Below are 23,472 nucleotides of genomic sequence, written 5' to 3'. Positions count from 1 at the left end.
CCGAACCGGGGTATCCGACTTGCGCCGGGGCCCCCGGCACTACTCGGAAGGAGGCACGATGCCGCTCACTTTCCGCAAGAGCTTCCGGATCCTCCCCGGAGTGCGGCTGAACATCAACAAGCGCTCGTGGTCCATCACCACCGGCGGCAAGAACGGCCCGCGCCACACCCGCAGCAGCACCGGACGTCGTACGACATCGATGGATTTGCCCGGGCCTTTCGGATGGCGTCGCACGACGACCAGCAAGCGGCGCTGAGCCTGCCGTTGACGCCCCGTCACCCGGACGGACCCCCCGAGAGGCGCAATCTCATATCTGAGATAGCCTCAACCTCATGGCAGACGACTACCTCGTACGCATCGGCAAGCTCATCCGTGACGCCCGGCAGCATCGCGGCTGGACCCAGTCACAGCTTGCGGAGGCGCTCAACACCAGTCAGAGCGCCGTCAACCGCATCGAGCGCGGCAACCAGAACATCAGCCTTGAGATGATCGCCCGAATCGGTGAAGCGCTGGACAGCGAAATCGTCTCTCTGGGCTACTCGGGCCCGATGCACCTGCGCGTGGTCGGCGGCCGCCGCCTCTCGGGCGCCATCGACGTCAAGACCAGCAAGAACGCCTGCGTGGCCCTGCTGTGCGCCTCGCTGCTCAACAAGGGGCGCACGGTGCTGCGCCGGGTCGCCCGGATCGAGGAGGTGTACCGCCTTCTGGAGGTGCTGAACTCGATCGGCGTACGCACCCGCTGGATCAACGACGGCACCGACCTGGAGATCGTGCCGCCGAGCGAGCTGAACATGGAGGCCATCGACGCCGAGGCGGCCGTCCGCACGCGCTCGATCATCATGTTCCTCGGCCCGCTGCTGCACCGCATGGACCGCTTCCGGCTGCCGTACGCCGGCGGCTGCGACCTCGGCACCCGGACCATCGAGCCGCACATGATCGCGCTGCGCAGGTTCGGCCTGGACGTCGCCGCGACCGAGGGGCACTACCACGCGGTGGTCGACCGCCAGGTGCGCCCCGACCGCCCGATCGTGCTGACCGAGCGCGGCGACACGGTCACCGAGAACGCGCTCCTCGCCGCCGCGCGCCACGACGGCGTCACGGTCATCCGCAACGCCTCCTCCAACTACATGGTCCAGGACCTGTGCTTCTTCCTGGAGGCCCTGGGCGTGCGGGTCGAGGGCATCGGCACCACCACCCTCACGGTGCACGGCATGCCGGTCATCGACGCCGACGTGGACTACTCCCCCTCCGAGGACCCGGTCGAGGCGATGAGCCTGCTCGCCGCAGCCGTGGTGACCGAGTCGGAGCTGACGGTCCGCCGGGTCCCCATCGAGTTCCTGGAGATCGAGCTGGCGGTCCTGGAGGAGATGGGCCTCGACAACGACCGCACGCCGGAGTACTTCGCCGACAACGGCCGTACGCGCCTGGTGGACCTGACCGTGCGCCCCTCCAAGCTGGAGGCGCCGATCGACAAGATCCACCCCATGCCCTTCCCGGGCCTGAACATCGACAACGTCCCCTTCTTCGCGGCCATCGCGGCCTCGGCGCAGGGCCAGACCCTCATCCACGACTGGGTCTACGACAACCGCGCCATCTACCTCACCGACCTCAACCGCCTCGGCGGCCGCCTCCAGCTGCTGGACCCCCACCGCGTCCTGGTCGAGGGCCCCACCCGCTGGCGCGCCGCCGAGATGATGTGCCCGCCCGCCCTGCGCCCCGCCGTGGTCGTCCTGCTGGCGATGATGGCCGCCGAGGGCACGTCGGTGCTGCGCAACGTGTACGTCATCAACCGGGGCTACGAGGACCTGGCGGAGCGGCTGAACTCGATCGGGGCGCAGATCGAGATCTTCCGGGACATCTGACAGTCCAGGAAAGGCGCGGAGTGCGACGCGGACGGGGCCGGAGGGACGTGTCGTCCCTCCGGCCCCGCCGTGCTGCCTGAGTCCCGCCGGCCTCCGCGTGGGACCGGTCGTCCCGGGGGCTCAGGCGGTCGGTGGGTCCGCCGGTCAGTAGGCGGAGTCGACGTTGTCCATGGAGCCGTACTTGTCGGCCGCGTAGTTGCAGGCGGCGACGATGTTGGCGACCGGGTCGGTGACGGAGTCCTTGGTGCCCTTGACGTGGTAGGCGTCGAAGGTGGGCTGAATGGTCTGGAGCAGGCCCTTCGAGGGGATGCCGTTCTGGGCGTTGACGTCCCAGTTGTTCTGCGCGTTCGGGTTGCCGGACGACTCGCGCATGATGTTGCGGTGCAGGCCCTCGTAGGTGCCCGGGATGTTCTTGGCGTCCATGACGTCCAGGGCGGTGCGGATCCAGCCGTCGAGGTCGTCGCCGTGCTTCTTCTCGCCGGCCTTGACGATAGCCTCGATCTTGTCGGTCTGGGCCTGGGTCTGCGCGGTGGAGGCCTTGGCCGGCTCGGCGGCGTGCGCCGGGCTCGGGACGAGGGTGAGGCTGACGGCGGCGGCGCCCGCGGCGGCGAGGGAGGCCACGGCGGACTTGCGGACGTGGGGACGGCGCATGAGGGCGTGCATGGGTGTACCTCTCCATTCGGGAACGTGATGGGGAGGCCGACGGGGGGTCGGCGACGCGGTGTCCGCGTGGGACGCGTCTTCGCGTCATCAGGGCCGGTGTCTGGATCACGGACGGGCTCTTCCCGTCCGGTCCCGGCGCTCGGCTCCCCGGTACGCCGAACACACTGCGGAACGCTCCGGCGCCGCGACAAGTGTGTGACCTACTACGCCGCTTAGCAGACCGGCCGCGTGACTCGCCCGGACGGCCGGGGACCACGCGGGCGAGAGGCCGTCGGGCGTCTACTAACCCCGGCCCGGTGTGACGTGGGCCCTGTGCGCGCCCTCACAGATCCGGTCACCCGGCGGTCGCCTCTCGTCACCCTGCGGAGACAGGCTTCTCACTCAACGGAATGGCACAGTCACCGTTCGGGGTCGTGAGGAAGGCCGACGTCCCGGTACCGGGCGAGGTGGTGCACGAGGACGCGCGTGACGAGGGTGTGTCAGTCGGTACGCGCAGAACTCCGCGGCCGCCGCGGCCGGGGGACACGCCTCGGCGGGACTGCTTGCCGAGGTCCGTGAGCAGGTCGTTCGGCACCGTGTCCTCCTCGGCCGGTGTGGTCACCTCTGCCCGGTGTTCCGGTGCCGTGCACCGCCACGGCCGCCGGGGGGACGCTTCGCGCCAGTGCCGTGGCGATGCGGCCCTCCCCGGTCGGCCTGACGCCCCGGTGCTCACGTCGGGCAGAGTGGGCGGGGCTCGGGGCCCGGGGGTACGGCTTCACGCCACCGGTCGGGGGTGAACGCGCCGTCCGCCCCTCCGCACAGGGACCGGACCGGGTCCGCCGTCGCTTCGACGTTCCACTGCCGGGCGGTGCCGTCCCCGGCCCAACTGAGCAGCGCCGTACCGCCGGGGAGGAACGCCGCACCGGTGACACCCGCGCCGTGGCCCTCCAGGGGATCGCCGATCTGGCGCTCGGTGGCGACGTCCCAGAGCCGGACCGTGTGGTCGTTGCCCCCGGTGGCGAGGGTCTTCCCGTCGGGGCTGAACACCACGGACGTGACACCGCCGCGGTGGCCCCGCAGTGGGGCCCCGATCCGTTCGTGTGCGGCCGTGTCCCAGAGCCGGACGGTGTCGTCGCGGCTCGCGGTCGCGAGCGTGGTGCCGTCCGGGCTCCAGGCCACCGCCGTGATCTGCGCGGTGTGGTCGATCGGCGTCTCGCCGACGCGGCGGTGCGTGGCCAGGTCCCAGAACGCCACGGTGTTGTCCTCCGTGGCGGTGGCGAGGGCACGGCCGTCCGGGGCCAACGCGACAGCGACGGACCCGGCACCCAGTGGCGTGCCGGTGGGAGGCCGCGCGGACAGGTCCCACACCCGGACGGAGTCCGGGCCGCCGCTCACGAGAGTCCTGCCGTCGGGGCCGAAGGACAGCGCGCCGGCTTCGCCCGCGTCGAGCAGCGGTTCGCCGAGGGGGCGGCGGGTGGCGACGTCCCAGAACCGTAGTCCGTCCGACCCGATCGCGAGAACGGCACTGTCGGCGCGGAACGCGAGGCTGGGTTCGACCTCGTGGGCATCGCGGACCTGTGGATCGTCGCCCCTGCGTCGTGTGGCGACGTTCCAGAGGCTCACGGTCTCCTCGGGGTCGACGACGGCCAGCGTCCGACCGTCCGGGCTGAGCGCCGCGTTTCCCTGTCCTCCCGTGTCGATCGGCGCTCCGGCCTGGCGTAGCGTACGGATGTCCCAGAGGCGGACCGCGGTGTCCTCGCTCGAACTGGCCAGGACCGATCCGTCCGGGCTGAAGGCGACGGCCAGGGCCGTGGTGGTGTGGCCGATGAGCGGGCCGCCCACCTGGGCGCGCCGCCGGAGATCCCAGAGTCGCACCGCGCCGTCCTCGTACGCGGCGGCGAGCATCGCGCTGTCGGGGCTGAAGGTGACCGACCTGATCCCCGTGGCAAGGGAGGCGATCGGCTCTCCGATCGGGGTCTTCGTCGACATGTCCCACCACCGCAGGCCGCCGTCGATGTCAGCCGTGGCGAAGGTCTCACCGTCGGGGCTGAAGGAGAGCGACGTGACGACGCTGCCGGGGTCCTTCGACGCTCTCCCCATCGGTGCGCGGGAGTCGGTGTCCCACAGTCGTACGCCGCCCTCATCAGCCCTGAAGGCCACACGACTGCCGTCGGAGTTCATGGCGAGGAACTCCCCCTCGCCGTCGAGCGGCTGACCGATCCGGCGGTGGGTCGCCAGGTCCCACACCCGGAGCGCCTCCGAGTCGACGGTGACGAGTGTTCTGCCGTCCCGGCCGAAGGCGACCGAATGGACCACCCCGGAGCGGGCATTGAGGGGAGCGCCGATCTGCGTGCCCCTGGCGACGTCCCAGAGGCGGACGGTGCCGTCGAATCCCGAGCTGGCGAGCGTCCTGCCGTCCGGCGCGAAGGCGATCGACGTGATGCTCTGGTGGTGTCCGATGAGTGGGCGCCCCGTCGTCCGCTGTGTCCGGGTCAGCCAGAGTCTCACCACCCCGTCGCCCCCGCCGGAGGCCACGGTCCTGCCGTCGGGGCTGAAGGCCACCGAGTCCACGGGAACCGAGTGGGAGAGCACTCCGGCCGCCGGATCGACCGACGCCTGCAGGACCGCGAAACGGGTCTCCGGAGAAGGGTCGATGCGCCACGCGGCCAATGCCTTCAACCGGGCGGCGAACGGGTCCCGGCCGGTGAGCGACGAGCTCTGGTTGACGAGTTGCTGGACGACGGCCTGGTCGCGCTGCCGGGTGGCTTCGGCTCGTGAGAGGACCGCGACCACCGACAGGGTGCTCGCGATCAGCAGCAGACAACCCAGCACGGCGGCGACGATCCTGGCCGTCCGCAGGTTGCGGCGGGTGTCGCGGAGGCCTTCCGAGCGGAGTTCGTCCTCGGGGAGGCCGCGCACGACGGACGCGACACCGAAGGCGACTCCGTCGACATCGGGAGAGAAGCCCGCGTCACCGTGGGGGCGCAGGTCCACGGTCTTCCAGACGGGCTCCTGCTGGAACTTCCCCGCCAGCCGGGCCGGTAGCGCCGTCGACAGTTCAGGATCCCAGTCGCCCTGGCGCTCGTCCCACACCAGCCGCCCGGCAGTGACGACGAGCAGGATGGTCTGTGCCGACCTGTGCTCCAACCACCAGGCGATCTCCCGGTCGACCCACTTCGAGGCCCTCGCCTCCGGGGACGCCAGGACCACGAGCCAGTCGGAGCGGGCGAGACCGGCCTCGATCTTGCCCCACAGCTCCGGCCCGATCGACACACCCGTCTTGTCGAGGAAGACCCTGATGCGCGGTGGCTTGTACCAGGGCCGGGACTGCTTCTCGATCTCGTGCCGCAGCTGAGGCAGCCATCGCCGGTCGCGGTCACCGCTGTAGGACAGGAAGACGCCGTACCCCAGCTCGGCTCTGACCGGTCCGAGGCCGGCCACGGCGGACCGCAGCCGGGCGGACGCCGAACCGAGCCCCCGCTCACGAGGCGACCAGGGCGTCCGCATCAACCGGTCGGCAGGTAGTCGCGGCCGTCCCAGCGCAGGATCACCTTCGAGGTCGCGCCCTCGGCACAGGAGGGGTCACACCCCTTGATGGAATGGACGATCGCGTATTCGCCGTCCTCTCCGGGGCCGACCGGCCTCGCGTAGTAGAAGGCGAATCGGCCGCCGCTGTAGTAGTCGTCTGCGCTTTTCCAGCCGATGTCGGCGAATCCGTCGGCGGTGGGCACGAGCACCAGCACTCCGTCGTAGCGCCCGGGGTTGTAGGTCACGAAGACGTTCCTGGTCGAGTCGGTCGCCGGGGCGGCGAAACGCAACGCGCCCTCCATGGTCCAGTTGGCGTCCACCTCGACCGGGGCCAGCGCGCGCCCGCTTCCGGTCACGGCCGCGACGCATCCGGCCGGCTGCTCGGAGGCGGGCCGCCGGACCAGGAAAACGCGGACCGGCCCGAGGTCCGGATGTCGGATGTCGCGGTGGTCGAGCGTCTTTCCGGCGCACCCGGCGGCGGCCGGCGGGTTGGGTGGGAACGAGGCGCCCGTGGGAGCCGACACGGTTGCCTTGCCCTCGTCCGATCCGCTCCGGTCCGGCTCGTCCGCGTCGGAGCAACCGGCGACGAGCACCGCAGCCAGGGCCGACAGCAGCAGTGCGGCCCGCGCCGCGGTCGAGCCGCGCCGGACGAACCGCCGTCGTGAACAGGGCAGTAGTGAACTGGGCGACATGGCGTTCCCTCTGCTTCGAGCGAGACCGGTCATGGCTGGGCGGGCCGCACATCGTATCGTGCCGCCTACAGACGGTGAGGGTTTTCGGCATCAGGTACTCGAGGGCGGCGGCCGTCCGGTCTTCCCCGCTCCCGGTCGGGCAGTGCCCGTTCACCGTCCGCGCGGCTCCGGACTGGGCGGCGGAACAGATCTGTGCTCGGGGCGTACGGGAGTACGCGGGCGTCTGATTGACTCCGCGCCCACCCCCACACCCGTACGCGCCCCTTCGTGGGGCGCCGGAGCAACGTGAGCGGAGCCGCACACATGTCCTTGGGACCGCAGCCCTGGCACGGGCCGCCTCACCATGACGAGCGCCCAGCCGGCGCACAGGGCCCGGCGGAACACGAGCGACGGGACGCCGAGGAAGCGGCACGACTGGCCGTCGGTCTGCGCCTCGGACTCCGGATCGCCGTCGTCTGGCTGCTCTACGTGGTGCCCGCCGCCCTCGCACCCGCCGCGTACGGCACGCGCGTCGCGGGGCCGCTGAGCCTCGGGGTGCTCCTCGCCGTGGTGCCGCTCGCCGTCGGGGTGCACGCACTGATGGTGTACGGGCGGCGGATCGACCGGCTCGAGCCGCAGCAGGACGCGCGGAGGTGGTCGTGACCACGCTCCTCGAACCCTCGTCGCGGTCCCTGGTCTTCGCCGTGTTCTCGGTGTTCGTCGTGATCTGCCTGATGCTGTGCGTCGTCACCGGCGCCGACGAGGACGACCGGGCCCTCGTACGGTCCGACAGCCGTCGGCTGCGCTCCTGGCAGCAGGGCATCGCGATGGGCGGCGACACCACCACGGTCGCGACGGTCACCGTACTGGTGGGCATGGTCGCCACCTTCGGCTTCGACGGCCTCGGCGTCATGCTGGGCAGCCTGATCGGGGTGCTGCTGCTCCTGGTGCTGGTCATCGAGCCGCTGCGCAGGCACGCCTCGTTGACCCCCGCGGACATGCTGGACGCGCGCGGCAGCGGCGGGCCCGCCGTGCGTGTCTCGTGGGGCACGGTGACCCTGCTCGTCTGCTTCCCGCTGCTGGTCGTGCAGTTGGTGGTGGTCGGCAACGTGGCCGCCGCGCTGATCGGGCAGCCGGGTGTGCGGACCGGCTGCGTCGTGGTGATCGGCTGCGTGATGACGGCGCTGGCCGTCAGCGGCGGGATCCGGGGCACCGGCGTGGTCATGATCGCGAAGTCGGTGGTCACGCTGCCCGTGCTGGTGATCGCCGCCGTGCTCGTGCTCCACCGCTTCGGCGGGGACCCCGGGCGGCTGCTCGACGCCGCCGCGCACGGCTCGGGGACGGGTGAGGCCTTTCTGCGGCCGGGCGGCTACACCGGCGACGGGTGGGTGGGCGCCGTGAACCGGATCGGTCAGACCCTCGGCATGTCGATGGCCACGCTGGCGATGCCCGCCGTGCTGATGCGGGCCATCGCGACGAAGAGCCCCCGGGGCGCCCGGACCGTCGGCCGCTGGATGCTCGGCGAACTCACCCTGCTGTACGGCGCGCTCGCCGTGGTCGGCATCGGGGCGGCGGCCCTGGTCGGCGGGGCGCTGCGCGAGGCCGGGCCGGCGGCTCAGGCGTTCACGCCGCTGCTGCTCGGGCGGGCGCTGGACAGCGGGGGCATCCTGGTCGCGGCCCTGGCCTGCGTCCTCTTCCTCACCGCGCTGGCGGCCGTGGTGGATGTGACGCTCGCCGCCGGCATCGCCCTGGGCCGGGACGTGCTGGGCGCGTCCGGCAGACGGACGACGGGGCTGGCGGACGGTGCCGCGTCGCGGGGCTCCGCGGCCCTGACGGGGGCGGTGGCCACACTGATGGCGGTCGTCGCCGCCGACTGGAACCTGGTGGTCGTCTCGACGCTCTGGCTCGCCGTCTGCGGCGCCGCCCTCGCGCCCGTCCTGCTGTACGCCCTGTACTGGCCCGGGTTCACGGCCCGTGGCGCGCTGTGGTGCCTGTGGGGGGCCACCGCACTGAGCGTCGCGGCGCTCGCGCTGTCGCCGTACACGTCGGGCACGCCCGAGTCGATCTTCCCGGGTGTCGACTTCCGGGTCTGGGACGTGACGATCCCGGGCCTGCTGACGGTGCCCGCCGGATTCCTGCTCGGCTGGCTGGGCAGCGTCACCGGTCCCGGCCGGAAGGCGGGCGGGGCACCGGGCTGGGAGCGCCGCGCGGAGCTGGACACCGCCTGAACCGCCCGCAGGCCGCCCACCGGTGACTTCGGGGTGGGCGGTCCGGCCGGACGGCGGGGCCGCGCACGCCGACCGGTCGCCGCGGTGTCACCAGTTCTTGTGGCGGACGTCGCCGAGGATCGGTGAGATCACCGGCCGGTCCGGCGCGGGGCGCGTCCGGCCCGTCCGGTTCCCGTCGGGCATGTCGTCCCGCCCTCGGGGCACGCGGAGGGCACGCCACACTTCGGGAGGCCCATCATGATGGTTGTCGGGATCGTCGCTGTCTGCGCCGTCCTTCTCGTACTCGCTTTCCTCGTACCGCGCCTGTCCCACCACCCACAGCGCGGAACCCAGCGGACGCTCGGCGTCGGGTCACGTGCCGGCGGGAAGGCCCCCGGTGTCCTGGGCCGCGCCCTCAGCAAGCCCTTCCGCAGCAGCTCCAAGGCCGTCGGCCGCAGTGGCTCGGCCGGCCGGCGCGCCCGCGGCCGCATGCCGTTCTGACGGCGGGGCCGAACGCCCTGACCCCCCGCACGTGGTCGCGGCCGGTGTGACCGCATACAGGCCCGTCGCCGTGGCCGGTGCCCCAGCGGCACCGGCCACGGCGACGGCTCTGTCCGGGCCCGCTCAGTGGCCGCCGGTGAGCTGACCCGCCAGTCGCCGGCGCATGTCGGCGCTGGGCTCGTTGAGGCCGGTGATGGTGACCTTCTTGCCGCGCTGGGCGTACTTGGTCTCGACGGCGTCCAGGGCGGCGACGGAGGACGCGTCCCAGACGTGGGTGCCGGACAGGTCGATGACGACGTCGTCGGGGTCGCCCTTGTAGTCGAAGCGGTGGACGAGGTCGTTGGACGAGGCGAAGAACAGCTCGCCGGTGACCGCGTAGACGACCTGCTTGCCCTCGGGGTCGACGACACCGCAGACGTCGGCCAGGTGGGCGACCCGCCTGGCGAAGATGATCATCGCGGTGACGGAGCCGACGACGACGCCCACGGCGAGGTTGTGGGTGGCCACCACGACGACCACCGTGGCCACCATGACGACGGTCTCGCCGAGCGGCATGCGCCGGAGGGTCGCGGGCCGGATCGAGTGCCAGTCGAAGGTGCCGACCGACACCATGACCATGACGGCGACGAGCGCGGCCATGGGGATGTCGGAGACGACCGGGCCGAAGACGATGCACAGCACCATCAGGAAGGAGCCGGCCAGGAAGGTGGACAGGCGGGTACGGGCGCCGGACACCTTCACGTTGATCATCGTCTGGCCGATCATGGCGCAGCCGCCCATGCCGCCGAAGAAGCCGGTGACGATGTTGGCGATGCCCTGGCCGACGGACTCGCGGGTCTTGTTCGAGGGGGTGTCGGTGATGTCGTCGACCAGCTTGGCCGTCATCAGCGACTCCATCAGGCCCACCAGCGCCATGGCGAGGGCGTAGGGCGCGATGGTCGTCAGGGTGTCCACGGTGAAGGGGACGTCGGGCAGCCCGGGGACGGGCAGGGAGGACGGCAGCTCGCCCTTGTCCCCGACCGTCGGGACCGCGATGCCGGCCGCGACGGTGATCACGGTCAGTACGACGATGGAGACCAGCGGCGCCGGGAGCACCTTGGTGACCTTGGGGAAGAACACCATCAGGGTCAGGCCTCCCGCGAGCAGCGGATAGACGGCCCACGGCACGTCGTGCATCTCCGGCACCTGCGCCGTGAAGATCAGGATGGCCAGCGCGTTGACGAAGCCGACCATCACCGAGCGGGGCACGAACCGCATCAGCCTGGCGACGCCGAGCACACCGAGGATCACCTGGAAGACGCCGGCCAGGATGACGGCGGCGACCAGGTGACCCAGCCCGTGCTCACGGTTCAGCGGCGCGATGACGAGGGCGACCGCACCGGTGGCGGCGGAGATCATCGCCTTGCGGCCCCCCACCACGGAGATGACGACCGCCATGGTGAAGGAGGCGAAGAGACCGATGCCGGGGTCGACACCGGCGATGATCGAGAAGGAGATGGCCTCCGGGATGAGCGCCAGGGCCACCACCAGACCGGCCAGCACCTCGGTGCGCAGGACCTTCGGGGAGGCGAGCCAGTCGGGCTTGGACATGCGGAACCGTGGAGCTGCGGGCAGCGGTGAGGACATGCGACCGTTCCTGTTCGGGCGCAGGCGTCCCTGCCACTGGACACGCACGCGCGGTGTTTCGTGAGCCCGCGGGAGTGCGGCTCCCCCGGCGGCCCGGCCGCCTCGCGGGGGGCCTCGCCGGGCAGTGCGGCGACCCTCTGGCCGCCGGTCGGGCGTCATTGCCCGGAAGTCGCGGAAGTCTACCTTGCCCCGAGGTGAGGGCGCCCTCCCCGACCCCCGCCCAGGACGCGACCCCGCCGCTCCGTCCATGCCCGGGGCACCTCGTACGGCACCGGTCTTCGTACTGCATGACATTCGATCCGGTGTGAATTCGAGATTGGGTAAGTATCGCAGAAATCGTTCACTCGACTGCCGCGCATCCGATGGAGTAGGCAGACGTTACTTCGGATATGACAGAGGAATGCGCGGAATTGGTGACGCTTGGGCCATACATTTACCAGCCCGGTAGAGATCACTGCCCGTCACCGAGCGAGGGGGCTCTGACCAGAGGTGGGCTCCCCGTGCCCCTCCGGGTGACGGAGCCCGTGCTCCAACGCTTCCTGGACGTCATGACCGAGCTGGAGGCCGGCCTCGCGGAGCGGTGGCGCCGGTCCCAGGAAGCCCTCACGTACACCGGGGCGGAGTGACCGGGGCGTCATGCACGAGGAACAGATGCGCCATCACATGACGTACGGAGAGGGGCCGTTCGGCTCCTCGGGCACCGGCCGGCACCGGGCGCCGGAGGGGCCGCCGCAGGAGGCGCTGGTCCCGCCGGAACCCGGCTGGGACCCGGCCGAGGAGCTCGCGTTCCTGCTCCAGGACGCGATGGAACAGCAGGCCACCGTCATTCAGGGGACGACGGACACCTCGGTGATCACTCCCGCGCCGGGTACGCCGTTGAGTAATTTGCAGGAAATCACAGCGGAACTTCCGCCGCTGCGCGAATTTCCGACAAGTCACCGCCGTATTCGCAGGAAAGTGAGCCGACTGCGTGCCGCGAGTCTTTTCGTGGCGGCGCTCGCCGCGGTCATCGCGGCCTCCGTGAGTCTGTTCGGCGGCATGGTGGCCTACGAGCCGCTGCGCCTGGCGGCCGTGACCCGCACCCGTGCCGGTGTCGTGTCGTGGTGGCCCCTGCTGGTCTACGGGCCCTGGCTGGTGGCGTCGTTGGCCGTGCTGCGGTCCGCGCTGCACCAGCGCCGCGCGGTCCACTCCTGGGCCGTGGTCCTGCTGTTCTCCGCGATCGCGATGCTGCTGTGCGTCGCGCAGGCGCCCCGAACGCTCAGCGACGGCGGGGCCGCCGCCCTCCCGGGGCTGGCGGCACTGGTCTGCTTCCAGCAGATCGTCCGCCAGATCACGCTCACCCGTCCGCCCCGGCGGGCGCTGCCGCGTCACCGCCAGCGCCCCGAGCCCTCACCGGCGTCCGAGGACGGGTCGGCGGACGCGGCGGATCCGGGGGCGGCCCCGGAGGCGGTGTCCCTGCCGCATCAGCGGATGCGTCCCTCGCGTACGCCGAGGCCCGGCGCCGGGCCCGGGAAGCGGCCCTGACCGTCGGCCGAACGCCGCCCCCGCCGCCCCGGACGTCGTCGTACGCGAGGTGCGGGCCCCGCGCCGGAGCGGTGCGGGGCCCGGTGGCGCCGAGGCTCAGCCCGCGGTCAGCGTCACGTCCTGGCCCTGCCGGGCGTGGAAGCTCGGCAGCGGAAGGATCCCCGTGGTCCGCAGCTCCATCAGGGTCGCCTCGACGTGGGCCGCGCCGGGCTCCAGCGCGTTCTGGGAGGGCGTGCCCGTGTTGACCCAGCGGTGCTCGAGGCCGTCGCACACCGCGCGGGTGCCGCCGATGCCGTACCGGACGGACGGATCGCCCTGGCTCACGGAGGAGCTGACGAAGACGGGACCGGTGCCGGCGGTGCAGCGGTAGGTCCCGGACAGGGTGACGCTGCCGTCCGCCGCGATACGGCCGGTCGGGTCGACGGTCACCGACTCCGTGACATGGCGGGCGTCGTGGGTGACTGCCGTGGCGGTGGGGGCGGCCAGCAGCAGGGCGGCACCGGCGGCCATGGCGAGGGCCGCGGATCGTACGGGCATGGAGAACCTCCCGGTCGGGCGGAATGGGGGGTTCCACTGGTACCCGGCGCACGGGCCGGCTGGAGTGACCGTCACCCCTTCGGTGGCGAGTCCGCGTCGGTCGTCGTGGAACCGTCGCCGGGTTGTCCGGGTGTTGTCACGCTTGCCGCCCGGGTGTTGGCGAGGCGTCGCCGCCGGGCGCACGGTCGGTACACGCGACGGTCCCGATGACGGGACGGTCATCCGATGTGGAGGTGCGCCATGTGCACTCACCGGCCTTCCCGCTCCGCGGCCGACTCCCCCGCCGCGCGGGCCGGCACCGCGCACGTCGTCGCCACCCACCCCGAGCAGGGCTGGAACCTCCTGTGCGACGGCACGATCGTCTTCGACGACACCGGCGAACTGCTGCCCGACGGCAGCGTGGTCGCACCGTGCCGGATGCCCGCCGGGCGCCTGGCGATGGCCGCCTGACTCCTGCCCGGCCCCGAGGGGACCCGCGCGGACCACGCGCCGACCGTCCGGGGCGGGGCCGGCGCCCGCGGGAGCACGGTGGGCGTGCACCCGCACCGCACCCGCCCCACCGCGGTGGGCAGCCCTACGGCAGTACGGCGAACCCGTCGAGCTCCACCAACGCCCGCTCGTCCCACAGGCGTACGACCTGGACGACCGCCATCGCCGGATAGTCGCGGCCCGCCAGCTCGCGCCAGAGGCGGCCGAGGTCGGCGGCGTGGTCCCGGTAGGCGGCGACGTCGGTGGCGTAGACGGTGACCCGGGCGAGGTCGGCGGGGGTGCCGCCGGCCGCGCGCAGGGCGGTCAGGAGGTTGCCGAGGGCCCTCTCGAACTGGGCGGGGAGGGTGTCGCCGACGACCTCGCCGTCGGTGTCGAGGGCGGTCTGACCGGCCAGGAAGACGACGCGGGTGCCGGTGGCCGCGACGGCGTGGGAGAAGCCGGTCGGCGGGGAGAGTTCGGACGGGTTCACCCGTTCCACGGTCATGTCCCGAGCTCCTCCGTCGTGTTCCGGGTGCGGTACAGCTCCTTGGCGATGATGCCGCGCTGCACCTCGCTCGCGCCCTCGTAGACGCGCGGGGCGCGCACCTCGCGGTAGAGGTGTTCGAGCAGGTGGCCGCGGCGCAGGGCGCGGGCGCCGTGCAGCTGGACGGCCCGGTCGACGACGTACTGGGCGGTCTCGGTGGCGAGGAGCTTCGCCATCGCGGCGCGCCGGGGTACGTCCGCGGCACCCTCGTCGTACGCCGTCGCCGCGGCGTACACCATCAGACGGGCCGCCTCGGTGCGCAGGGCCATCTCGGCGACCTGGTGGGAGACGGCCTGGAGGTCGCGCAGCTTGCCGCCGAAGGCGTCGCGGGTGCTGGTGTGCGCGAGGGTGGCGTCCAGGGCGGCCTGCGCCATGCCGACCGCGAAGGCGCCGACGCTGGGGCGGAACAGGTTGAGGGTGCCCATGGCGACCCGGAAGCCCCGGTCGGGTTCTCCGAGGACGTCGTCGGCGGTGACGGGAACGGCGTCGAAGGCGAGGGCGCCGACGGGGTGCGGGGAGAGCATGTCGAGCGGGGTGCCGCTCAGGCCGGGGCGGTCGGCCGGCACCAGGAAGGCGGTGACGCCGCGGGCGCCGGCGCCCGGCGTGGTGCGGGCGAAGACGGTGTAGAAGTCGGCCTCGGGGGCGTTGGAGATCCAGCACTTCTCCCCGGTGAGCCGCCAGCCGGAGCGGCCGTCACGTTCCGCGGCCAGGGGGTCAGGGGCCGGTGGGTGGTCCGGAGCCGGGGAGCGGTCCGAAGCCGGAAGAGGAGCCGGGAGAGGAGCCGGATCAGGTCGAGGATCCGGTTCCGCGCTCAGCCTCAGCGCCGCCGCGTCCGAGCCGGCGTCGGGCTCGCTGAGGGCGAAGGCGGCCACCGCGCTGCCGTCGGCGACGCGGGGCAGCCAGCGGGCGCGCTGGGCCTCGGTGCCGTGGGCGTGCACGGGGTGGGCGCCCAGGCCCTGGAGGGCGAGGGCGGTCTCGGCCTCCGTGCAGGCGTGGGCGAGGGACTCCCGCATCAGGCACAGGTCGAGCGCGCCCGAGGTGAAGAGGCGGGGCAGCAGTCCGAGGGCGCCGAGTTCGGTGACGAGGGCGCGGTTGACGCGCCCCGGTTCGCCCTTGTCGGCCAGCGGGCGCAGCCGCTCGGCGGCCAGGGCGCGCACCTCGGCGCACCAGGCGAGTTGTGCCGGTTCGAGCGAGAATGCGGTCATCGCCGGTCCCTTCCCCTGCTCCCCTGTCCCACCGGGCCGGACTCCAGGTTATCGCGCCCCATTGACTGTCGTCACCGACACGATACGCTCCTTGCGCGAGCCCACCACGACAAAGGGGGCGAACCGCCATGGCAGACCCGCACCGCGCGGAACCGCACCGCTCGGCCCACGTCGACACCTTCGCGCGCGAGCACCTGCCGCCCCCCGACCAGTGGCCCGAGCTCCGCTTCGACCTGCCGGAGCTGCGCTACCCCGCCCGGCTGAACTGCGCCGCCGAGCTGCTCACCGGCCCGCCCGCCGACCGCCCGGTCTTCCGCACGCCCTCCGGGGAGAGCTGGAGCTACGGCCTGCTGCGGGCCCGCGTCGACCGGCTCGCCCATCTGCTCACCGGCGACCTGGGTGTCGTCCCCGGCAACCGGGTGCTGCTGCGCGGCCCCACCACCCCGTGGCTGGCCGCCTGCTGGCTGGCGGTGCTGAAGGCGGGCGCGGTGGCGGTCACCGTGCTGGCCCAGCAGCGCCCGAACGAACTGCGCGCGATCTGCGACATCGCGCGGGTGCGGCACGCACTGTGCGACGTCCGGGCCGTCGACGACCTCACCAAGGCGGAGGTCCCCGGGCTGCGGATCACGACGTACGGCGGGGAGGCGCCGGACGACCTGCTGGCCCGCGCGGAGGACGGGACGGCGCCCGGCACGCCGTACCCGGCCGTGGACACGGCGGCCGACGACGTGGCGTTGATCGCCTTCACCTCGGGCACGACCGGCCGCCCCAAGGGCTGTATGCACTTCCACCGCGACGTGCTGGCCATCGCCGACACCTTCTCCCGGCACGTCCTGCGACCCCGCGCGGACGACGTCTTCGCGGGCAGCCCGCCGCTCGGCTTCACCTTCGGGCTCGGCGGACTGGTGATCTTCCCGATGCGGGCCGGGGCCAGCGCCCTGCTGCTCGAACAGGCGGGCCCCAGGCAGCTGTTGCCCGCCGTCGCGGAGCACCGGGTGTCGGTGCTGTTCACCGCGCCGACGGCGTACCGCGCGATGCTCGACGAACTGGACGGGTACGACGTGGCGTGCCTGCGGCGGTGCGTCTCCGCGGGCGAGAACCTGCCCGCGGCCACCTGGCGGGCGTGGCACGAGCGCACCGGTCTGCGCATCATCAACGGCATCGGGGCCACGGAGCTGCTGCACATCTTCGTCTCCGCGGCCGACGGGGACATCAGGCCGGGTACGACGGGCGTGCCGGTACCGGGGTGGCACGCCCGCGTGCAGGACGAGGACGGTGTGCCCGTGCCGGACGGGGAACCCGGGCTCCTGGCGGTACGGGGGCCGGTGGGCTGCCGGTACCTCGCCGATCCGCGGCAGCGGGAGTACGTGCGCGGCGGCTGGAACATCACCGGGGACACCTACGTCCGCGAGCCCGACGGGTACTTCCGGTACGTGGCACGCGCCGACGACATGATCATCTCCGCCGGATACAACATCGCCGGGCCGGAGGTGGAGGACGCGCTGCTGCGGCATCCGGACGTCGTGGAGGCAGCGGTGGTGGGCCGGCCCGACGCGCACCGCGGGCAGGTCGTGGTGGCGCACGCGGTGCTGAGGGAGGGCGCCGAGCGGGACGCCGACGCGCTGCGCGCGTTCCTCAGGGCCGAGTTGGCGCCGTACAAGTGCCCGCGCGAGATCCTCTTCCCGGACGCGCTGCCGCGCACGGCGACCGGCAAGCTCCAGCGCTACCGGCTCCTGCCCTCGCCCGGCCGTTCCCGAGGTGACCAGGGGTAATGCCGACGACATAAGATGATCAATGTGTCCGAGCAGCACGCGCAGCACGCCCCCAGGTCCCTGATCGTCACGCTCTACGGCGCCTACGGCCGTTTCATGCCGGGCCCGGTGCCCGTCGCCGAGCTGATCCGACTGCTGGCCGCGGTCGGGGTGGACGCCCCCTCCGTACGCTCGTCGGTGTCCCGGCTGAAGCGGCGCGGGCTGCTGCTGCCCGCCCGTACGGCCCGGGGCGCGGCCGGGTACGAGCTGTCCGCCGAGGCCCGGCAACTGCTCGACGACGGGGACCGGCGCGTCTACGCCAGGGCGCCCTACGAGGACGAGGGCTGGGTGCTGGCCGTGTTCTCGGTGCCGGAGTCCCAGCGGCAGAAGCGGCACGTGCTGCGCTCCCGCCTGGCCGGTCTGGGCTTCGGCACCGCGGCCCCCGGCGTGTGGATCGCCCCGGCCCGGCTGTACGAGGAGACCCGGCACGCGCTGGGCCGCCTGGGCCTCGACGCCTACGTGGACTTCTTCCGCGGTGCGCATCTCGGTTTCCCACCGACCGCCGAGGCAGTGGCCCGCTGGTGGGACCTGGACGCGATCGCCAAGGAGCACGAGGCGTTCCTCGACCGCCACGCGCGCGTGCTGCACGACTGGGAGCGCCGGGCGGACACCCCGCCCGAAGAGGCCTACCGCGACTACCTCCTGGCCCTGGACTCCTGGCGCCACCTGCCCTACACCGACCCGGGGCTGCCCGCCCGACTGCTTCCCGTGGACTGGCCCGGTGCGCGGTCGGCGGCCGTCTTCCGGGCCCTGCACGAGCGGCTGCGCGACGCGGGCGCGCTCTACGTGACGCCGGAGCCCTCACACCCCGACCGGTGACTCGTGTCATGCTCCACCACGGCCCGGCCGTGCGCTGCCCGGGAGCGACGCGATCCCCGGGCCGCCGCGGGCGGCGTCCGCGACCTGGGGCTACACGTCCTGGTGACCGCCGCGCAGCGTGAGCCGGGGCCTGGGCCCGTCGGCGCGTCCGGTCACCGGACGGCGGCTGCCCGCCCGGTACGGCGTGGGCCACACGGCGCCCGGTCCCTCGTATCCCTGCTCGGCCGCCGCGTGCAGCGTCCAGTGCGGGTCGTAGAGGTGGGGGCGGGCCAGGGCGCACAGGTCGGCGCGTCCGGCCAGGATCAGCGAGTTGACGTCGTCCCAGGAGGAGATCGCGCCGACGGCGATCACCGGGACGCCCGCCTCGTTGCGGACGCGGTCCGCGTACGGCGTCTGGTACGAGCGCCCGTACTCCGGCCGCTCGTCGGCGACGACCTGCCCCGTGGACACGTCGACGGCGTCGGCGCCGTGTGCCGCGAAGGCGCGGGCGATCGCCACGGCCTCGTCGCCGCTGGTGCCGCCCTCGGCCCAGTCGGTCGCGGAGATACGGACGGTCATGGGCCGCTCCTGCGGCCACACCGCGCGTACGGCGTCGAATACCTCCAGCGGGAAGCGCAGCCGCTTCTCCGGTGATCCGCCGTAGGCGTCGGTGCGGAGGTTGGTGAGCGGGGAGAGGAAGCCGGAGAGCAGGTAGCCGTGGGCGCAGTGCAGTTCGAGCAGGTCGAAGCCGGCCCGGGCGGCCCGGCCGGCGGCGGCGGCGAACTGCTCCCTAATGTCGGTCAGTTGCGCCCGGGACAGGGCGCGCGGGATCTGACTGCCCGGCTTGTACGGCAACGGGGAGGCGGCCACCAGCGGCCAGTTCCCGTCGGGCAGCGGTTCGTCGATTCCCTCCCACATCAGCCGGGTGGAGCCCTTGCGTCCGCTGTGTCCGAGTTGCACGCCGATGGCGGTGCCGGGTGCCTGGGCGTGCACGAAGTCCGTGATCCGCCGCCACGCCTCGCCCTGCCGGCCGGTGTACAGGCCCGCGCAGCCCGGCGTGATGCGGCCCTCGGCGCTGACGCACACCATCTCGGTCATCACCAGTCCGGCGCCGCCCAGGGCCCTGGCCCCCAGGTGGACCAGGTGGAAGTCGCCGGGCACGCCGTCGGTGGCGGAGTACATGTCCATCGGGGAGACGACGACGCGGTTGCGCAGCGTCAGGCCGCGCAGCCGCAGCGGGGTGAACATCGGGGGCGTGCCGGGCGGGCAGCCGAACTCGCGCTCGACGGACTCGGTGAAGCGGGCGTCGCGCAGCCGCAGGTTCTCGTGGGTGACGCGGCGGCTGCGGGTGAGCAGGTTGAACGCGAACCGGCGGGGCGGCAGGTCGAGGTAACGGGACAGGTCCTCGAACCATTCCAGGCTGGCCCGGGCCGCCCGCTGGGTGGAGGCGACGACGGGGCGGCGCTCCGCCTCGTAGGCGGCGAGTGCCTCGGGGAGGGCCGGCTGCTCCTCCAGGCAGGCGGCGAGCGCGAGGGCGTCCTCCACGGCCAGTTTGGTGCCCGAGCCGATGGAGAAGTGCGCGGTGTGGGCGGCATCGCCGAGGAGGACGACGTTCCCGTGCGACCAGCGGTCGTTGACGACGGTGCGGAAGGTGGTCCAGGCCGACTTGTTGGACTTCAGCGGCCGGCCGCCCAGGGTGTCGGTGAAGATCTTGGCGCAGCGGGCGACCGAGTCCCGTTCGTCCGGGGCGTCGAAGCCGGCCGCCCGCCAGACCTCCTCGCGCATCTCCACGATGACCGTGGAGGCGTCCGCCGCGTACGGGTAGCCGTGCAGCTGCATCACGCCGTGTTCGGTCTCGGCGATCTCGAAGCGGAAGGCGTCGAGGGCGAAGTCGGCGGCCAGCCAGATGTAGCGGCAGCGGTGACCGGTGAGACGCGGCCCGAAGGCCTCGGCGTAGGACTCGCGGGTGGCGCTGTGCACGCCGTCGGCGGCGACGACCAGGTCGTGCGTCCCCGCCAGCCGGTCCGGGGGCGGGGCCTCGGTGCCGAAGCGCAGCTCGACGCCGAGGGCGCGGCAGCGGTCGTGCAGGATCTCCAGGAGACGGCGGCGGCCGAGGGCGGCGAAGCGGTGCCCGCCGGAGGTGTGGCGGGTGCCCCGGTGGACGATGTCGATGTCGTCCCAGCGGACGAAGTGGCGCTCCAGGGCCTCGAAGACGACCGGGTCGGCGTGTTCGATGCCGCCCAGGGTCTCGTCGGAGAGGACGACCCCGAAGCCGAAGGTGACGTCGGCAGGGTTGCGCTCCCAGACGGTGATGCGGCGGCGGGGATCGAGGCGTTTGAGGAGGGCGGCGGTGTAGAGGCCACCGGGGCCGCCGCCGATGATCGCGACGTGCAGGGCGTGGTTGCCCTCGTCCTGCGAGTGCGGGTGCGGGTGCGAGTGCGGGTGCGGGTGCGGGTGCGTCGTGGCCGGTCGCGCGGTTCCCCGCGCCCCTGAGGTGCGCATCGCTACCGTCCGTTCCACTTCGGAGGCCGCTTCTCCGTGAACGAGGCGTGGAACTCGGCGTAGTCCTCGCCCTTCATCAGGAGGGCCTGCGTCGAGGCGTCCAGCTCCACCGCCGCCGCCAGCGGCATGTCCAGTTCGGCGGTGAGGAGGGCCTTGGTCTGGGCGTACGCCAGGGCCGGGCCGTCGGCGAGGCGCCGGGCCAGCGACCGGGCGGCCTCGTCGACGCGGCCCTCGTCGGTCAGCTCGCTGATCAGGCCGATCCGCTCGGCCTCGGGCGCCCGCACCGGTTCGCCGAGCATCAGCAGCCGGGTGGCGTGGCCCAGGCCGACCACGCGAGGCAGCAGGTAGGCGGCGCCCATGTCGCCGCCGGAGAGGCCGACCCGGGTGAAGAGGAAGGCGAAGCGGGCGGACGGGTCGGCGACGCGGAAGTCCGCGGCCAGGGCCAGGACCGCGCCGGCCCCGGCGGCGACCCCGTGGACCGCGGCGATCACCGGGAACGGGCATTCCCGCACGGCCCGCACCACCTGGCCGGTCATCCGGTTGAAGTCCAGCAACTGGGCGGTGTCCATGGAGAGGGTCGCGCCGATGATCTCGTCGACGTCGCCGCCGGAGCAGAAGCCGCGCCCCTCGCCGGCCAGCACCAGGGCCCGCACGGACCGCTCCCGGGACAGCTCGGCGAGCAGGTCGCGCAGGTCGGCGTAGGCGCCGAAGGTGAGGGCGTTGAGCTTGTCGGGGCGGGCGAGGGTGACGGTGGCGACGCCGTCGGTGAGGTCGACGCGCAGATGCCGCCACGTGGGGGTGGGAGCGGTGGAGCCGGTGAAGGGACTCATGACGGGCGGCCTCCTGGGGCGGGCACGGCATCACCGAGCACTGCCCCTCGAAGTTATCACCCGTCCGTGACCGTCGTCACGAGGGCGCGATAGCCGATGTGTCACAGACCGTCGATGAGGCGGTAACGGCGGGATCATCCGCGTGAAGGACGGAGTTCGACCGGGTAGGCCGCCCCTCGGCGGGGCCGAAGGTCCCGCACGGTGCCCGTCGAAGGGCTCTGCCGACCGGACCCGTACCATTCATAAGGTTGAAAGCAGGACAGGACCGCCTGCTCCAGAACGGACTCGCCGTGCACGATCGCATCCCAGCCCCCGCCTCCTGGCGCATCGCGCTGCCGCACTCCGCTGCGGCCGTGCCGGTCGCCCGCGCCCTGGTGCGGACGGCGCTGGCCGAGCTGGAGCACCCGGCCGACGGCGACACCGCGGAGCTGCTCACGGCGGAACTGGTCGCGAACGCCGTGGAGCACACCTCCGGCGGGTCGCCGATAGAGCTGGTCGTGGAGCTGCTGCCGAGCGGCTGCCAGGTCGAGGTGCACGATCCGGACCCGTCGCCGCCCGGCGACCTCACCCGCCCGGACAAGGAGCCGCCCGACCCCTGGCAGGAGCACGGGCGCGGCCTGCTGCTGATCCGCGCCCTGAGCTCGTCCTGCGGTCACCGCCCCACCGGGTCCGGCAAGGCGGTCTGGTTCAGGCTTCCTGCCGTACCCGCTCCGCGTCGCTCCCCGGAGTGACCTGCGCGCCGGCCCCCGCGAGCCGGGAGTGCCGCCGCCCGTAGGCCGTGTACACCAGCAGGCCCACGGCGAGGAACACCGCGAACTGGAGCCAGGTCGCCCCGCCCGTCTCGTACATCAGGTACAGGCAGAAGCCGACCCCGAGCAGCGGCGTCACCGGGTACAGCGGCACGCGGAAGGTGCGGGCGAGGCCCGGCTCCCGGCGGCGCAGCGCGATCACCGCGATGTTGACGGCGGCCATGGTCGCCAGGGTGCCGATGGTGCACAGGTTGACCACCGCGTCCAGCGGGGCGAAGGCCGCCGGGAGGGCGAAGACCACGCCGACGATCAGGGTGCCGGCGACGGGCGTCGCGGTGCGCGGGGAGACCTTCTCGAAGACGCGGGGGATCAGGCCGTCGCGGGACATGGACATCAGGATGCGGGTCTGGCCGTACATCACGGCGAGCACCACCGAGGCGATGGCGACCACCGCGCCGAAGGCGACGACCCCGCCGCCGATCGCGGAGCCGGTGACCTCGTTGACGACGTAGGACAGCGCGGCGGGCCGGTCACCGACCGTGTCACCGCCGACCGCGCCGATCGCGGCGACGGCGACCGCGCAGTAGAGCAGGGTGACCAGGCCGATGCAGACCAGGATCGCGATGGGGATGTCCCGGCGCGGGTTCTTGGCCTCCTCGCCGGCCGTGGTGATCGCGTCGAAGCCGATGTACGAGAAGAAGGCGGCCGTGGTGCCGGCGCCGATGCCGCCGAGGCCGGCCGGTGAGAACGGGGTGAGGTTGCCGTCCTCGAAGGCGTAGAAGCCGATGGCGCAGAAGGCGAGGAGGACGGCCAGCTTGAGCACGGCCATCGCGGCCGTGGCCCGCGCGCTCTCGCGCACCCCGCGTACCAGCAGGACGCAGGCCAGGGCGATGACGATCACCGCGGGGAGGTTGACCACGCCGCCGTCGCCGGGCCCCGCGGAGAGCGCCTCGGGCAGCCGGAGGCCGAGGACGCCGTCCAGCAGCTCGTTGACGTACTGGCTCCAGCCGACCGCGACCGCGGAGACGGAGACGCCGTACTCCAGGAGCAGGCACCAGCCGACCAGGAACGCGGTCCGCTCGCCGAGCCCGGCGTAGGCGAAGGAGTACGAGGAGCCGGAGACCGGGATCGCGCCGCCCAGCTCGGCGAAGGCGAACGCGGTGAACACACAGGTGATCGCGGCGAGCACGAAAGACACGACGACGGCCGGCCCGGCCTCGGCCACCGAGTCGGAGAGGCCGACGAAGATGCCGGTGCCGACGATGGCGCCGATTCCGAAGCAGACGAGCTGGAAGAGCCCCATCGTGCGCTTCAGGCCGTGGCCTTCGCGGTCGGCGCCGGATTCGGCGACGAGGAGGTGGGGGGATTTGATACGGGAAGCGGGCATTGCGGGTGGTGCTCGTTTCTGGTGGTGCGGGGGCGCGACGGTGGTCGCGGCCGACGGCTCCGGAAGGGGTGGCTCCGGGG

Annotated in this window: 21 protein-coding genes; 11 read left to right on the top strand and 10 right to left on the bottom strand. The window is 72.8% G+C overall.

What is annotated here, in order from left to right:
- The first annotated feature begins 58 nt into the window (after window positions 1–58).
- Together SAM23877_RS37950 and SAM23877_RS27150 are read left to right on the top strand one after the other, a co-directional pair.
- Window positions 59–256, top strand: coding sequence for a DUF4236 domain-containing protein (locus SAM23877_RS37950; protein ID WP_079030465.1), 198 nt, complete (start codon window positions 59–61; stop codon window positions 254–256).
- Between the two features lie 76 nt (window positions 257–332).
- The gene (locus SAM23877_RS27150; RefSeq protein ID WP_053138723.1) at window positions 333–1,862 is read left to right on the top strand and encodes a helix-turn-helix domain-containing protein; all 1,530 of its coding nucleotides are present in this window, start codon (window positions 333–335) and stop codon (window positions 1,860–1,862) included.
- Between the two features lie 144 nt (window positions 1,863–2,006).
- On the opposite strand, the gene SAM23877_RS27145 is transcribed toward SAM23877_RS27150, so the two are convergent.
- The 3 genes from SAM23877_RS27145 to SAM23877_RS27135 form a co-directional block, all read right to left on the bottom strand.
- On the bottom strand, window positions 2,007–2,525 hold the full coding sequence (locus SAM23877_RS27145) for a transglycosylase SLT domain-containing protein (protein ID WP_053138720.1): 519 nt from the start codon (window positions 2,523–2,525) through the stop codon (window positions 2,007–2,009).
- Between the two features lie 708 nt (window positions 2,526–3,233).
- A complete protein-coding gene (locus SAM23877_RS27140; protein ID WP_053138717.1) occupies window positions 3,234–6,011 on the bottom strand; it encodes a TIR domain-containing protein in 2,778 nt (925 codons plus the stop codon).
- Window positions 6,011–6,724: a hypothetical protein gene (locus SAM23877_RS27135; protein WP_053138714.1), complete on the bottom strand. Its 714-nt coding sequence runs from the start codon at window positions 6,722–6,724 to the stop codon at window positions 6,011–6,013. The genes SAM23877_RS27140 and SAM23877_RS27135 overlap by 1 nt, the downstream gene beginning before the upstream one ends.
- A gap of 303 nt (window positions 6,725–7,027) precedes the next feature.
- On the opposite strand from SAM23877_RS27135, the gene SAM23877_RS27130 reads away from it, so the two are divergent.
- The 3 genes from SAM23877_RS27130 (at window position 7,028) to SAM23877_RS27120 (ending at window position 9,411) form a co-directional block, all read left to right on the top strand.
- Complete coding sequence (locus tag SAM23877_RS27130) at window positions 7,028–7,366, top strand: hypothetical protein (RefSeq protein ID WP_053138711.1); 339 nt, start codon at window positions 7,028–7,030, stop codon at window positions 7,364–7,366.
- Window positions 7,363–8,931 carry a sodium:solute symporter family transporter gene (locus SAM23877_RS27125; RefSeq protein ID WP_053142921.1) on the top strand — a complete coding sequence of 523 codons (1,569 nt, stop codon included), beginning with the start codon at window positions 7,363–7,365 and terminating at the stop codon, window positions 8,929–8,931. The genes SAM23877_RS27130 and SAM23877_RS27125 overlap by 4 nt, the downstream gene beginning before the upstream one ends.
- A 237-nt stretch (window positions 8,932–9,168) precedes the next feature.
- Window positions 9,169–9,411, top strand: a complete 243-nt coding sequence (locus tag SAM23877_RS27120) for a DUF6411 family protein (protein WP_053138700.1) — start codon at window positions 9,169–9,171, stop codon at window positions 9,409–9,411.
- 123 nt (window positions 9,412–9,534) lie between these two features.
- Here the strand turns inward: SAM23877_RS27120 and SAM23877_RS27115 are convergent, their stop codons facing one another.
- Window positions 9,535–11,037, bottom strand: coding sequence for a SulP family inorganic anion transporter (locus SAM23877_RS27115; RefSeq protein ID WP_053138697.1), 1,503 nt, complete (start codon window positions 11,035–11,037; stop codon window positions 9,535–9,537).
- Between the two features lie 500 nt (window positions 11,038–11,537).
- On the opposite strand from SAM23877_RS27115, the gene SAM23877_RS41820 reads away from it, so the two are divergent.
- Together SAM23877_RS41820 and SAM23877_RS27105 are read left to right on the top strand one after the other, a co-directional pair.
- The gene (locus tag SAM23877_RS41820) at window positions 11,538–11,663 is read left to right on the top strand and encodes a hypothetical protein (RefSeq protein WP_256359380.1); all 126 of its coding nucleotides are present in this window, start codon (window positions 11,538–11,540) and stop codon (window positions 11,661–11,663) included.
- Between the two features lie 10 nt (window positions 11,664–11,673).
- Window positions 11,674–12,561, top strand: a complete 888-nt coding sequence (locus SAM23877_RS27105; RefSeq protein WP_053138691.1) for a hypothetical protein — start codon at window positions 11,674–11,676, stop codon at window positions 12,559–12,561.
- Between the two features lie 96 nt (window positions 12,562–12,657).
- Here SAM23877_RS27105 and SAM23877_RS27100 read toward each other — a convergent pair whose 3' ends face one another.
- Window positions 12,658–13,098 (bottom strand): DUF6299 family protein, encoded by a 441-nt coding sequence (locus tag SAM23877_RS27100; protein WP_053138689.1) that lies wholly within the window; start codon window positions 13,096–13,098, stop codon window positions 12,658–12,660.
- A 240-nt stretch (window positions 13,099–13,338) separates the two neighbouring features.
- Here SAM23877_RS27100 and SAM23877_RS27095 point away from each other — a divergent pair, with 240 nt between their 5' ends.
- A complete protein-coding gene (locus SAM23877_RS27095) occupies window positions 13,339–13,548 on the top strand; it encodes a DUF5999 family protein (RefSeq protein ID WP_053138686.1) in 210 nt (69 codons plus the stop codon).
- A gap of 124 nt (window positions 13,549–13,672) precedes the next feature.
- Here the strand turns inward: SAM23877_RS27095 and SAM23877_RS27090 are convergent, their stop codons facing one another.
- Entirely contained in the window at window positions 13,673–14,071 is a 399-nt protein-coding gene (locus SAM23877_RS27090) for a RidA family protein (RefSeq protein WP_053138683.1), read from the bottom strand.
- Complete coding sequence (locus SAM23877_RS27085) at window positions 14,068–15,315, bottom strand: acyl-CoA dehydrogenase family protein (protein WP_053138680.1); 1,248 nt, start codon at window positions 15,313–15,315, stop codon at window positions 14,068–14,070. The genes SAM23877_RS27090 and SAM23877_RS27085 overlap by 4 nt, the downstream gene beginning before the upstream one ends.
- 128 nt (window positions 15,316–15,443) lie before the next feature.
- Between SAM23877_RS27085 and SAM23877_RS27080 the strand changes: the two genes are divergently transcribed.
- Together SAM23877_RS27080 and SAM23877_RS27075 are read left to right on the top strand one after the other, a co-directional pair.
- Window positions 15,444–17,087, top strand: coding sequence for an AMP-binding protein (locus SAM23877_RS27080; RefSeq protein ID WP_053138676.1), 1,644 nt, complete (start codon window positions 15,444–15,446; stop codon window positions 17,085–17,087).
- 15 nt (window positions 17,088–17,102) lie between these two features.
- On the top strand, window positions 17,103–17,945 hold the full coding sequence (locus tag SAM23877_RS27075; RefSeq protein ID WP_053138673.1) for a PaaX family transcriptional regulator: 843 nt from the start codon (window positions 17,103–17,105) through the stop codon (window positions 17,943–17,945).
- A 90-nt stretch (window positions 17,946–18,035) separates the two neighbouring features.
- Here SAM23877_RS27075 and SAM23877_RS27070 read toward each other — a convergent pair whose 3' ends face one another.
- Together SAM23877_RS27070 and SAM23877_RS27065 are read right to left on the bottom strand one after the other, a co-directional pair.
- The gene (locus tag SAM23877_RS27070; protein WP_079030464.1) at window positions 18,036–20,426 is read right to left on the bottom strand and encodes a bifunctional salicylyl-CoA 5-hydroxylase/oxidoreductase; all 2,391 of its coding nucleotides are present in this window, start codon (window positions 20,424–20,426) and stop codon (window positions 18,036–18,038) included.
- Between the two features lie 2 nt (window positions 20,427–20,428).
- Window positions 20,429–21,256 carry an enoyl-CoA hydratase family protein gene (locus SAM23877_RS27065; protein WP_053138670.1) on the bottom strand — a complete coding sequence of 276 codons (828 nt, stop codon included), beginning with the start codon at window positions 21,254–21,256 and terminating at the stop codon, window positions 20,429–20,431.
- A 248-nt stretch (window positions 21,257–21,504) separates the two neighbouring features.
- Between SAM23877_RS27065 and SAM23877_RS27060 the strand changes: the two genes are divergently transcribed.
- Window positions 21,505–21,987: an ATP-binding protein gene (locus SAM23877_RS27060; protein ID WP_053138667.1), complete on the top strand. Its 483-nt coding sequence runs from the start codon at window positions 21,505–21,507 to the stop codon at window positions 21,985–21,987.
- Here the strand turns inward: SAM23877_RS27060 and SAM23877_RS27055 are convergent.
- Entirely contained in the window at window positions 21,944–23,392 is a 1,449-nt protein-coding gene (locus SAM23877_RS27055; protein WP_053138664.1) for an amino acid permease, read from the bottom strand. The two genes, SAM23877_RS27060 and SAM23877_RS27055, sit on opposite strands and share 44 nt — an antisense overlap.
- Window positions 23,393–23,472 lie beyond the last annotated feature (80 nt).

It is taken from the genome of Streptomyces ambofaciens ATCC 23877, from assembly GCF_001267885.1.
Classification (GTDB): Bacteria; Actinomycetota; Actinomycetes; order Streptomycetales; family Streptomycetaceae; genus Streptomyces; species Streptomyces ambofaciens.
The sequence above is the reverse complement of the archived record's forward strand: the minus strand, read 5'-3'. Positions and strand labels throughout refer to the sequence as shown.